We start from the raw sequence: 11,465 nt of genomic DNA on the forward strand, positions 1-11,465 counted from the left end.
CCCCGAATCAGGAAGCCTCATGGACTCACATGCCGCCCCCCTGCGGAATCCCAGCCGCGATCACAATCGATTCAACTCGATGGCCGAACGCTCTAGCGGGTCCGACCGCATCCCGACTTCAGAGGCCGCTCCCCCGGCGGGCGGCCTCGTCTTTGCGTCAACGCTTCTTGGCCAGCGGATGCTTGGTCGCCACCACTTCGCGCAGGCGATCGCCCGCCACGTGGGTGTAGATCTGGGTGGTCGCGATGTCGGCGTGGCCCAGCAGCGTCTGGACAACGCGTAGGTCCGCGCCGCCTTCGAGGAGGTGCGTGGCGAAGGCGTGGCGCAGCACGTGCGGGCTGACCCGGGCCGGATCGATGCCCGCGGCGGCGGCGGCCTCGTCGAGCAGCTGGGCGAAACGGCGGGGGGTGAGCCGGCCGGTCTTGCCGCGGGAGGGGAACAGCCAGGCGCTCGCCTTGCCGTTCGGCAGGAACGCGGCGCGCACCTGGAGATAGGCCTTCACCGCCGAGCGGGCGGCGTCGTTCAACGGGGCGAGGCGCTCCTTTCCGCCCTTTCCCTTGACGATCAGGTAGGCGGGGTCGCGCGCCAGGGCGGCCAGGGTCAGGCCGGTGAGCTCCGAGATCCGCAAGCCCGAGGCGTAGGCGAGCTCGACCATGCAGGCCAGCCTCACGCCGCGGGCGGCCTCGCGCGCGCCGGCGGCGGCGATCAGCCGGTCCATCTCCTCGCGCGAAAGCACTTTCGGAAGCGTCCGGCCCTTCTTCGGCGCGTCGACCCGGCGGGAGGGATCGTCGTTCCGCCAGCCTTCGCCCAGCACGAAGCGGTAGAACTGACGCACGGCCGAGCGGCGCCGTGCGGCGGTGGCGGCCGAGAGCCCTCGCGCGCCAAGCGCCGCGAAGTACGCCTCGATGTCTTCGGCGGCGGCCTGGCTGAGATCGCGACCGCGGGCGGCGAGGAAGCCCGCGGCGTCTTCGAGGTCGCGGGCATAGGCGACCAGGGTGTTCTTCGCGGCCGCGCGCTCGGCGGCCATCATCTCCAAGAAGGCCTCCGCCCAGGCTGCGCCCTGACCCCGCTCGCCGCTCATTTGAGCGCCAGCAGTCCTTCGAGGGCGAAGGCGCGGGCGTCGCGCTCGAATCCCGCGCGGCGCAGAGCGCGCACGACCTGGGCCCGCTCGCCGGGGCTAAGGCCCGCAGGACCCGCTTCGGCTGTCAGCCAAAGCGCCACCAGCGCCGTCTCGCCGAGCCGCTGGTCGGCTGCGGCGTCGGCGAGGATCATCAGGCGCGCGGCGGAGGCGCGGCCCTGCGGCACGTTGAGCGCGGCCACCCGCGCCCGAAGGGTGGGGCCCAGCGGCTCGAAGAAGGGCGCGCAGAGCAGGGCCGCGGCCTGCCCGCGGGCGCGCGCCTTCGGCTCGCGGACCTCGGCGGCATCGAGCAGGCGCTCCAGCCCGGCGGGGGGCAGCGGGTCCGCCCCGACGAGCGCCGCGACGGTCGGGGCGAGGTCCGGCGGGGCGGCGGCAACGTCGAACGCGGGTTCGGACGGGCCGCCCGCGGCGAGCGCGGCGGCCACCTCGGGCGAGGCCCTCGCCTGGGAGAGATCGAGGCCGAGGCTGCGGGAGAGCGCCAGGTCGAGGCCGCTGCGCAGCGAGGCTGCGCCCGGATCGCCCGCGCCGGCGAGCTTGGCCGCCATCAGCCGCGCGAACACCGGATCCTTGGCCTGCGCCTGGGCGACGTCAAAGGTGAGCTGCGCCTCGGCGGACTTGCCGGCGACCGCCTCGCAATAGGTCCGCAAGCGAAGCCAATAGATGTCGTCGCGCCCGGAGGTCAGCCCCTCCTCGATCTGGCAGGCGTGGCCGTCGCGACCGGCGAGCAGCTCGGCCTCGGCGGCGACGCGCGCCAGATCGGCGTTGCGGTCGAGCCCGGGGGCGCGGGCGAGGATGGCGGCGGCCGCCTGCGGATCGCCCTGCGCGATCAGCGCCGCGGCGCGCGCGGCGGTCAGGGCCGGATCGGACCCCGCTCCCTCGGGGCCCGGCGCGCCGGTCGCGAGCACCCGGCGCGCGAGAGCAGCTGCGGCCGGCGGAAGCGTCCGCTCGGCGAGCTGCGGCAGGACAGCCTTGACGATCGCCAGTGAGGCGCCGCGCCACAGCGTGGGCGGCAGGCCGGTGTCGCGGCCGGGCGTCGAGAAGGCGTCGGGCGCGGCGAGCTGGGTGACTTGCACCGGCGGCGGCGGCGCGACGGTCGGTGGCGGCGCTGGCGCCGGCGCGGGGGGCGGCGGCGCGCCAATTGCGGCGCCGGGCGGCGGCGTCGCCGGCTGCGCGAACGCAGGGGCGGCCTCCGCGACGATCGCGACGGCGGCGAGAAACGCAAGGACTCGGGACATGGCGGGAGCATACTTGGGCGGCGAAGTTGGCGCGAGCGCGGCGCCTCGTGTAAGCCTTCGCCGCTGATGGACCGCTACGAACCGCTGCGTCACAAGACCGTCGCCCTGGTGGGCCTGATGGGCGTCGGCAAGTCGAGCGTGGGCCGCCGCCTCGCCAATGCGCTCAGCTTGCCGTTCCGCGACGCCGACGCGGAGGTCGAGGCCGCGGCGGGACGCTCGGTCCCCGACATCTTCGCCGAGCTGGGGGAAGCCGCGTTCCGCGACGGCGAACGACGCGTGATCGCGCGGCTTCTGGACCAGCCGCCGCACGTGCTGGCGACCGGCGGGGGCGCGTTCATGAATGCGGAAACCCGCCAGCTGATCCGTTCGCGGGCCGTCTCGGTGTGGCTGAAGACCGATCTCGACGTCCTGGCGCGCCGCGTCTCACGCAAGGCCACTCGCCCGCTGCTGGTCGGCAAGGACCCGCTGGAGGTGCTGCGCAGCCAGGCCGAGGCCCGATATCCCGCATACGGCGAAGCCGACGTGGTCGTGGAGACGGGCGACTCCGCCCATCACGTCACCGTCGAGCAGGTGATCCGGGCGCTCACCGCCTTCCTGGAGGAGCACCCGCGATGACGCGCCGCGTCGTCGTGGGCCTGGGCGCGCGGGCTTACGACGTGGAGATCGGGCCGGGCCTGCTGGATCAGGCCGGCCGCCGGATCGCCCCTCTGCTGAGACGCCGGCGCACGGCGGTGGTCAGCGACGAGACCGTCTGGGCGCTGCATGGCGAGCGGCTCACGGCCGCGCTTGCGGCGGAAGGCATCGCCGCCCCGCCGGTGACCCTCGCGCCGGGCGAACAGACCAAGAGCTTTGCCGGCCTCGCCGAGCTGACCGACCGGCTGCTCGCGCTTGAGCTCGACCGGGGCGACCTGATCATCGCCTTCGGCGGCGGGGTGGTGGGCGACCTCGCGGGCTTCGCGGCGGCGATCTACAAGCGCGGCATCGACTTCGTGCAGATCCCCACGACGCTGCTGGCGCAGGTGGATTCGTCGGTGGGCGGCAAGACGGCCATCGACGTGGCGGCCGGGAAGAACCTGGTCGGCGCCTTCCACCAGCCGCGCCTGGTGCTGGCCGACCTCGACGTGTTGCAGACCCTGCCCGATCGCGAGATGCGCGCCGGCTACGCCGAGGTGATCAAGTACGGCCTCCTGGGCGACTTCGGCTTCTTCGAGTGGCTGGAGGCGAACGGGCCGAAGGTCCTGGCCCGCGATCCGGCGGCGCTCGCACAGGCCGTCGCGCGTTCCGTGGAGATGAAGGCCGAGATCGTCGCCGAGGACGAGACGGAACGGGGCCGCCGCGCGCTCTTGAACCTCGGCCATACCTTCGGGCACGCGCTGGAGGCCGAGACCGGCTACGGCGCGGCGCTGCTGCACGGCGAGGCGGTGGCGGCGGGGCAGGCCATGGCCTTCCGCTTCTCCGCAGCCAAGGGGCTCTGCCGCACCCAGGACGCCCGCCGGGCGGAGGCGGCGATCGCGGCCGCGGGGCTGCCGACGCGGCTTTCCGAAGTCGCCGGCGGTCCGTTCACGGCCGACGCCCTGGTCGCCCATATGGCGCAGGACAAGAAGGCCGAGGGCGGCAGGCTCACCTTCATCCTGGCGCGCGGGCTGGGCGATGCGTTCGTCGCCAAGGACGTCGAGGCGGGCTTCGTACGCGACTTCCTGCTGGCCGAAGGGGCGCTGCCATGACCGCGCTCATCGCGCTCGCGCCGATCATCTTCGGGCTGCTGGCGCTTTCGGCGGTGTTCTCCGCGGCGGAGACCTCGATGACCGGGGCCAGCCGGGCGCGCATGCACCAGCTGGAGCGCGACGGCGACAGCGCGGCCCGGCGCGTCAACCGGCTGCTCTCCGATCAGGAGACGATGATCGGCTCGGTGCTGCTCGGAAACAACCTGATCAACATCCTGGCCTCGGCGCTCGCGACCCAGGTGCTCACCCGCACCATCCCCGGCGCGCTTGGCGTCGCCGTCGCAACGGGCGTGATGACCGTGCTGGTGCTGGTGTTCGCCGAGGTGCTTCCGAAGACGCTGGCGATCCTGCGCTCCGACGACGTGGCGCGGCTGCTGTCCTGGCCGACCTACTTCGTGGTCAAGGCGTTCGGGCCGATCATCTACGCGATCCAGTGGGTGATCCGAAAGACGCTCGGCCTGTTCGGGGTGAAGATGTCCATGGAGATGGACGTGCTGGCCGCGCACGAGGAGATCCGCGGCGCGGTGGAGTACCACCACGCCGAGGGCCTGGTGGAGAGCCGCGACCGCTGGATGCTGGGCGGCGTGCTCGACCTCGCCCAACTCGACGTCAGCGAGGTGATGGTCCACCGCAAGGCGATCGTGCTGATCGATGCGGACCTGCCCCCCGCCGAGGTGCTGGACGAGGCGCTGAAGAGCCCGCACACGCGCCTGCCGCTCTATCGCGAGGACCCCGAGAACATCGTGGGCGTGCTGCACGTCAAGGACCTGCTGCAGGCGATCGCCGACGCCAAGGGCGAGATCTCGGCCATCGACGTGGCCGCCGTCGCCCGGGAGCCATGGTTCGTGCCCGAGACGACCAGCCTGAAGGACCAGCTCGCCGCCTTCCTGAAGCGCAAGACCCACTTCGCCCTGGTGGTCGACGAGTACGGCGCGCTGGCCGGACTGGTGACGCTCGAGGACATCCTCGAGGAGATCGTGGGCGAGATCGAGGACGAGTACGACATCGACGACGCGGACGTCAGGCCCGGGCCCGACGGCTCCGTCTCGGTCGACGGCGCGGTCACCATCCGCGACCTCAACCGGGCGATGAACTGGGATCTGCCGGACGACGAGGCGGTGACCGTCGCGGGGCTGTTGATCAACGAGGCCCAGACCATCCCGGAGGTCGGCCAAAGCTTCCGGGTCTGCGGGCACCAGGTGCAGGTGATCGAGCGCAAAGGCAATCAGATCACCCGGTTGCAGATTTCTCCGCCCGCGCCGGCCGTGGGCTAGGATGCTTAATCGCACGACGATGGAACCTTGGCCGCAAAAATTGCGTTCAGCTAAGCTTGCGTGATCGGGGGATCGCCATACAGAAATGAGCCACAGGGACGTCGGGCGGCGAACGCCAATCTCAATTCATCGTCTAGCCTCGTTCGGCTGTCGCACGGCAGCCGCCAGCCTAATCCGGAGCCGACCGAATGACTGACCTGAAGCTGGAGGGGCTGCGGGTGCTCGTCGTGGAAGACGAGATGATGGTCTCGATGCTGATCGAGGACATGCTGAGCGAGCTCGGCTGCCTGGTCGTGGGCCCCGCCTCGCGGCTCGACGAAGCGATGCAGCTCGCCAGGACCGCCGACATCGATTGCGCCGTGCTGGACGTCAACCTGGGCGGCCAGCCGATCTTCCCGCTCGCCGACCTGCTGCGCGAGCGTGGCCGGCCGTTCGCGTTCGCCACCGGCTACGGCGACGCTGGCCTGCGCGAGGCCGACCGGGGCTCGCCGGTGCTCCAGAAGCCGTTCCGCGAAGGCGACCTCGCCCGCGTGCTGAGCGAGCTGCGGGCCGCGGTGGACTAGCGCGCCAGCATCGCCCCGAGCAGCTTGTCGGGCGTGATCGGGTAGTCGCGGACGCGCACGCCCACGGCGTTGTAGATGGCGTTGGCCACCGCCGCGCCCGCCCCGGAGATGCCGAGCTCGCCCACGCCCTTGATGCCGAGCGGATTGGCCTTGTCGTCGGCTTCGTCCAGCATGATGGCGTCGAGCTCGCCGATGTCGGCCTGCACCGGCACCAGGTAGCTGGCGAGGTCCTGGTTCACCAGCGAGCCGTACCGCGGATCGACGGCGTTGCCTTCGGTCAGCGCCGAGGCGACGCCCCAGATCATCCCGCCGGTGAGCTGCGAGCGGGCGGTCTTGTAGTTGATGATCCGACCGGCGGCGAACACGCCCAGCATGCGCCGCATGCGGGTCTCGCCGGTGACCGGGTCGACCCCCACCTCGCAGAAGTGGGCGCCGTAGGTGTGCTGGCTCCAGTTGCGGGCGTCGGCGGCCGGCCGGTGTTCGCCCTCGACCGTCAGGCCCTCGGGCGCCGCCCGGGCGATCAGCGAGGCCAGGCTCTCGGAGCGGTTGGCGATGGCGATGACTCCGTCCTGGAAAGTCACCGCCTCGGCCGGGCCGCCATGCAAGGGCGAGCCCGGATCGTTCGCGGCCAGATCGGCGATCGCCTTGCGCAGGTTCATGCCGGCCGCGAGCGCCGCCGAGCCGGCGGTGGCGGCGCCGAACTGGCCGCCCGAGCCGGGGGCCGGCGGCAGCTCGGAATCGCCGATCTCCACGCGCACGTCGGCCAGCGGCACGCCGAGCGTCTCGGCGGCGATCTGGGCGAGCACCGTGTATGAGCCCGTGCCGATGTCGGTCATGCCCTGGCGGACGGTGATCACGCCGTGGCGGTCGACCGAGAAGCTCGCCTTGGCGGGCAGCAGGAAGTTGCCGCGGATCGCGGCGGCCATGCCCATGCCCACCATCCAGCGCCCGTCGCGCGCCTGGCCGGGCCTGGGATTGCGCCGGTCCCACCCGAATAGCTGCGCCCCCTCCCGCATGCAGCGGACGAGCTGGCGCAGCGAGAACGGCTTGCCGGTCTCCGGATCCACCTCAGGCTCGTTCTTGATGCGCAGCTCGATCGGATCCATGCCGAGCGCCTCGGCGAGCTCGTCCATGGCGCATTCGAGGCTGAGCATGCCCGAGGCCTCGCCCGGCGCGCGCATCGGCCCGGCGCCCGGCAGGTCGAGGTGGATCAGCCGGTGGCCGGTCAGCCGGTTGGGCGCCGCATAGAGGCTGCGGGCGAAGTTGGAGGCGTGCTCGGTGAAATGGCCGTCCCGCTGACAATGGGTCGTCGTCATGATCGACATCGCCGTGAGCTGGCCGTCCTTGGTCGCGCCCAGGCGGACGCGCTGCACGGTGGCGGGGCGATGGATGGTGCCGTGCATCATGTGCTGACGGCTGTAGGCCACCTTCACCGGCCGCCCGAGGAACCGGGCCCCGAGGGCCGCCAGCGTGATGTCGTCGTAGGTCTGGCCCTTGCCGCCAAATCCGCCGCCGATGTAGCGCGTCATCAGGTGGACGGCGTCGCGGTCGATCTTCAGCGTCTCGGCCAGGCCATGCTGCGCGGGCTTCACCATCTGCACGGACGTGTGGACGACGCAGGTCTCGCCATCCCACCACGCGATCGAGGCGCAGGGCTCCATCTGGCAGTGGTTCTGGATCGGCGTGCACCAGGTCTCATCGAGCTTCGCCGGCGACTGGGCGAAGCCGTTGGCGAAGTCGCCGATCTCCACGTCCTCTTCGCCGGGCGGTTGCTCGGCCTTGGCGAGCTGGCCATGGAAGTCGACGTCGGGGGTCTGCTCCTCATAGGTGAGCTGCACGAGGTGGGCGGCGGCCTGGGCGTTCTCCAGGGTGTCGGCGAGCACGAAGGCGACCGGCTGGCCGAAGAAGCGGACGCGGTCGTCCTCCAGCACCGGCCGGGATGGGGCGGTGGAGCGCGGATGCACGCGGGTTCCGCGCGGCGCCTGCTCGGGCGCGTTGAGGTGGGTCCAGACCGCCGCGACGCCGGGCGAGGCCTCGGCCGCCTTGGCGTCGACCGCAATGATCCGGCCACAGGCGATCGTCGCCGGCACCATGACGCCATAGGCCGGCGGGCTGGGCGGGGTCACCTCATAGGCATAGGGCGCCGAGCCGGTGACCTTCAGCGGCCCCTCGTAGCGGTCCACCCCCTTGCCGATCAGCCCGGAGCGGTTGTCCGTGACGGGATTGGGAAGCGCATAGTCGGCGACGGAGCTCATCAGCGGGTTCCCTTCGCTTCGGCGATGGCGGCCGCCCCGAGGCGGGCGGTGAGCGTGATCTTGAAGCCGTTGCGGCCGGTCTCGCTGGCGGATGCGAGCTCGGCGTCCATGGCCGCTTCCGGCGAGGCGCCGCCGGCGAGGGCGGCTTCGGCCTCGGCGGCGCGCCAGGGCTTGTGGGCCACCATGCCGAGCGCGACCCGGCCGCCGGCGACGGCGACGCTCGCCAGACCGGCCGCGTAGGAGGCGCGGTCGCGGACCTTGCGGTAGACCTGCCCGCCCTCCGGCGGCGGAGGCAGCACGACCGCGGTGATCAGCTCACCTCGGATAAGGTGGGTCTCCACCTCCGGCGTCTCGCCCGGCAGCCGGTGCAACTCCATCAGGGGAAACTCGCGGGCGTCGCCGTCGGGCGCGAGCGTCTCCACGCGGGCGTCCAGCGCAACCAGCGCCACGGCCATGTCCGAGGGGTGGGTGGCGATGCAGGCGTGGCTGGCGCCGAGGATGGCGGCGTTGCGGTTGAGGCCCTCGAGCGCTCCGCAACCCGAGCCGGGCTCGCGTTTGTTGCAGGGCTTGGAGGTGTCGTAGAAGTAGGCGCAGCGAGTGCGCTGCAGCAGGTTTCCGCCCGTGGTCGCCTTGTTGCGCAGCTGCGGCGAGCCGCCCGCCACGATCGCCTGGGTCAGCACCGGATAGCGCGAGCGCACGCGGGCGTCGGCGGCGAGCGCCGTGTTGCTGGCCATCGATCCGATGCGCAGGCCGCCCTCGGGCGTCTCCTCGACCTGGCCGAGCGGAAGGCGGCCCACGTCGATCAGATGCTGCGGCCGCTCGATCTCCAGCTTCATGAGGTCCAGCAGATTGGTGCCGCCGGCCAGGAAGCGGGCCCCGGGGGTCTCGGCCGCCGCCTTCACCGCGGCCTGCGGATCGCGGGCGCGCTCGTAGGTGAACGGCCTCATGCCAGGGCCCCGGCGGCGCGTTTGATCGCCGCGACGATCTGCGGGTAGGCCGAGCAGCGGCAGATGTTGCCGCTCATCCGCTCGCGGATCTCCTCGTCGGTCAGGGCGACCTTGCCGGTGAGGTCCTGGGTGGCCTGGCTCGGCCAACCGGCTTCCACCTCGCCAAGCAGGGCGACCGCCGAGCAGATCTGGCCGGGCGTGCAGTAGCCGCACTGGAAGGCGTCTTCGGTCAGGAAGGCCTGCTGCATCGGATGCAGCTTCTCGGGACTGCCGAGCCCTTCGATGGTGGTGACCTCGTCGCCGTCGTGCATCACCGCGAGCGACAGGCAGGCGTTGATCCGCAGCCCGTTCACCAACACCGTGCAGGCGCCGCATTGGCCATGGTCGCAGCCCTTCTTCGAGCCGGTGAGACGCAGGTGCTCGCGAAGCGCGTCGAGCAGGGTGGTGCGCGGATCGAGATCGAGCGTCCGCGCCGCGCCGTTGACGGTGATGGTGGTCTTCAAACACCCCTCCCGGAAGTCCGCATCCCGGCGGGATGAGCGGATTGAAACGCTCGTTTAGCTTAGACGCTAGCTCTCGCCCGGCGCCAGAGCCTTGACCGAAAGCGCGTGCACGGGGCCGGCCAGCTCCTCGGCGAGCGCGCGATAGACCATGCGCTGACGGGCCACCTTCGGCGCGCCGCGGAAGGCCTCCGCGACGATGGTGACGTTGAAGTGGCTCTCGCCCCCGGGGCGCGATCCGGCATGGCCGGCGTGGCGGGCGGAATCGTCTTCGACGTCCAGCCGCTCGGGCCGGAAGGCGGAGGTCAGCTTGTCGTGGATCGCTTCGAGTATGGCGCCCATCAGCGGCATCTTCAATTCTTGAACAGGGGTTTTCTGCCTCCATACTTGGCGCATGGCCGGCGCGTTTCAATACAAGCCCAAGTTCGTCGATATCCGGGTGCGACCGCCGCGCGGCGAGGAGGCGCGCGAGGACGACGTCCATGCGCTGAAGCCGGGCGAGCGGGCCTGCGACCACCCCGGCTGCCGGCTGGCGGCCACGGCGCGTGCGCCCAAGTCCCGGGAGATGCTGGACGAGCACTACTGGTTCTGCCAGCAGCACGCCGCCGAGTACAATCGCAACTGGAACTTCTTCGCCGGGATGAGCGACGGCGAGGTGCGCGCCTACCAGCAGAATGAGAGCTTCACCGGCGGCCGTCCGACCTGGGAGATGAAGGCCGGGCGCTTCAGCCGCGAGGCCGCGGCCTTCCAGCACCGCTTCGCGCGCGGCGAGGGCTATCGCGATCCGTTCAACCTGTTCGGCCGGGGCGGCTTCCGCCCCCAGCCCGAGCCGCCGGACCGCAATCTCGGCAAGCTGGAGCGGAACGCCCTGGCCGAGCTCGATCTGGAGGACAGCGCCGACGGGACCAAGATCCGCGGCCGCTACACCGAGCTCGTCCGCCGGCTGCATCCCGACGCCAACGGCGGCGACCGGGCCGGCGAGCACCGTTTGCAGAAGGTGATCCGGGCCTATCAGACGCTGCGCAAGGCGGGGATGGTCTAGGGGGCTCGCGACCCGACCGGCTTCCCCCGCGGCCACGGTCGCGTTCGACATCTTAGCGTGGCCGTGATATGTCGCGCCGCGATGGATGACCTGGCCGAGGGCTATCGTCACAGGGCGGAGGAGGCGGAACGCCACGCCGCGCGAGCCACCAGCGAATCGGAACGCCTGGCCTACATGCAGATCGCCAGGGGCTGGCGCGACCTGGAGGCCCAGGAGCGTCGTCGACAGAAGGCGAACGGCTGAGCCCGCGGCAGAACTTGCCGGGCCGTTGAGTCAAAACCTGCCGAGCCAGCCCGGCAGCTTTCGCCGATCCTTCGCTCGTGAAGCGGAAAAGCTGAATCAAATCAGCGCAGGCGCCCTGGCGCGGAGGTTGCGTCGGCGGCGGATGGGCAAAACGCCCCCGACGTCAGAACGACGCCGGATCCTTTGAACAAGGACGACGCCTTCCATGACCATGAATTCGATCAACACCAACGTCGCCTCGATGATCGCGCTGCAAAGCCTGAACGCGACGCAGGCGGCGCTGGCCGAAACCCAGAACCGGATCAACACCGGCCTGAAGATCGGCAGCGCGAAGGACAACGGCGCCATCTGGGCCATCGCCGAGACGGAGAAGGCGCAAGCCTCCTCGCTCGACGCGGTGATGAACTCGCTGAACAACGGCAAGTCGGTCCTCGACACGACGCTGCAGGCCGGCTCGCAGCTCACCGACATCCTCAACCAGATGCGCCAGAAGGCCCTGGCGGCCTCCGACGCGGGCGTCGACGACGCCTCGCGCACCCAGTAC

13 protein-coding genes are annotated in these 11,465 nt (G+C 71.3%); 7 read left to right on the plus strand and 6 right to left on the minus strand.

The genetic code is table 11. From position 1 onward, the window contains the following. Nucleotides 1-157: 157 nt before the first annotated feature. Nucleotides 158-1,081, minus strand: a complete 924-nt coding sequence (locus tag Q0W60_RS16425) for a tyrosine recombinase (protein ID WP_297697165.1) — start codon at nucleotides 1,079-1,081, stop codon at nucleotides 158-160. After that, a complete protein-coding gene (locus Q0W60_RS16430; RefSeq protein WP_297697166.1) occupies nucleotides 1,078-2,373 on the minus strand; it encodes a hypothetical protein in 1,296 nt (431 codons plus the stop codon). Before Q0W60_RS16430 ends, Q0W60_RS16425 begins: the two co-directional genes overlap by 4 nt. Before the next feature lie 66 nt (nucleotides 2,374-2,439). Between Q0W60_RS16430 and Q0W60_RS16435 the strand changes: the two genes are divergently transcribed. The 4 genes from Q0W60_RS16435 to Q0W60_RS16450 all read left to right on the plus strand — a co-directional run bounded on the left by Q0W60_RS16435 (nucleotide 2,440) and on the right by Q0W60_RS16450 (nucleotide 5,934). After that, nucleotides 2,440-2,988 (plus strand): shikimate kinase, encoded by a 549-nt coding sequence (locus Q0W60_RS16435; RefSeq protein ID WP_297697167.1) that lies wholly within the window; start codon nucleotides 2,440-2,442, stop codon nucleotides 2,986-2,988. After that, nucleotides 2,985-4,097: a 3-dehydroquinate synthase gene (aroB, locus tag Q0W60_RS16440; RefSeq protein WP_297697168.1), complete on the plus strand. Its 1,113-nt coding sequence runs from the start codon at nucleotides 2,985-2,987 to the stop codon at nucleotides 4,095-4,097. The genes Q0W60_RS16435 and aroB overlap by 4 nt, the downstream gene beginning before the upstream one ends. After that, nucleotides 4,094-5,371, plus strand: coding sequence for an HlyC/CorC family transporter (locus tag Q0W60_RS16445; protein ID WP_297697169.1), 1,278 nt, complete (start codon nucleotides 4,094-4,096; stop codon nucleotides 5,369-5,371). Before aroB ends, Q0W60_RS16445 begins: the two co-directional genes overlap by 4 nt. Nucleotides 5,372-5,568: 197 nt before the next feature. Then, nucleotides 5,569-5,934, plus strand: a complete 366-nt coding sequence (locus Q0W60_RS16450) for a response regulator (protein WP_297697177.1) — start codon at nucleotides 5,569-5,571, stop codon at nucleotides 5,932-5,934. Here Q0W60_RS16450 and Q0W60_RS16455 read toward each other — a convergent pair. The 4 genes from Q0W60_RS16455 to Q0W60_RS16470 all read right to left on the minus strand — a co-directional run bounded on the left by Q0W60_RS16455 (nucleotide 5,931) and on the right by Q0W60_RS16470 (nucleotide 9,978). Continuing rightward, nucleotides 5,931-8,189, minus strand: a complete 2,259-nt coding sequence (locus Q0W60_RS16455; RefSeq protein ID WP_297697170.1) for a xanthine dehydrogenase family protein molybdopterin-binding subunit — start codon at nucleotides 8,187-8,189, stop codon at nucleotides 5,931-5,933. The two genes, Q0W60_RS16450 and Q0W60_RS16455, sit on opposite strands and share 4 nt — an antisense overlap. After that, complete coding sequence (locus Q0W60_RS16460) at nucleotides 8,189-9,136, minus strand: xanthine dehydrogenase family protein subunit M (RefSeq protein WP_297697171.1); 948 nt, start codon at nucleotides 9,134-9,136, stop codon at nucleotides 8,189-8,191. The genes Q0W60_RS16455 and Q0W60_RS16460 overlap by 1 nt, the downstream gene beginning before the upstream one ends. Next, complete coding sequence (locus Q0W60_RS16465) at nucleotides 9,133-9,639, minus strand: 2Fe-2S iron-sulfur cluster-binding protein (RefSeq protein ID WP_297697172.1); 507 nt, start codon at nucleotides 9,637-9,639, stop codon at nucleotides 9,133-9,135. The genes Q0W60_RS16460 and Q0W60_RS16465 overlap by 4 nt, the downstream gene beginning before the upstream one ends. Before the next feature lie 66 nt (nucleotides 9,640-9,705). Further along, on the minus strand, nucleotides 9,706-9,978 hold the full coding sequence (locus Q0W60_RS16470; protein ID WP_297697173.1) for a BolA family protein: 273 nt from the start codon (nucleotides 9,976-9,978) through the stop codon (nucleotides 9,706-9,708). A 52-nt stretch (nucleotides 9,979-10,030) separates the two neighbouring features. Between Q0W60_RS16470 and Q0W60_RS16475 the strand changes: the two genes are divergently transcribed. The 3 genes from Q0W60_RS16475 to Q0W60_RS16485 all read left to right on the plus strand — a co-directional run. After that, complete coding sequence (locus tag Q0W60_RS16475; protein ID WP_297697174.1) at nucleotides 10,031-10,678, plus strand: J domain-containing protein; 648 nt, start codon at nucleotides 10,031-10,033, stop codon at nucleotides 10,676-10,678. Between the two features lie 81 nt (nucleotides 10,679-10,759). Then, complete coding sequence (locus Q0W60_RS16480; protein ID WP_297697175.1) at nucleotides 10,760-10,921, plus strand: hypothetical protein; 162 nt, start codon at nucleotides 10,760-10,762, stop codon at nucleotides 10,919-10,921. A 205-nt stretch (nucleotides 10,922-11,126) separates the two neighbouring features. Next, a partial coding sequence (locus tag Q0W60_RS16485) for a flagellin (RefSeq protein WP_297697176.1) occupies nucleotides 11,127-11,465 on the plus strand: 339 nt, incomplete at its 3' end.

Origin of the sequence: Phenylobacterium sp., from assembly GCF_025934275.1 — a bacterium.
Taxonomy (GTDB): domain Bacteria; phylum Pseudomonadota; class Alphaproteobacteria; order Caulobacterales; family Caulobacteraceae; genus Phenylobacterium.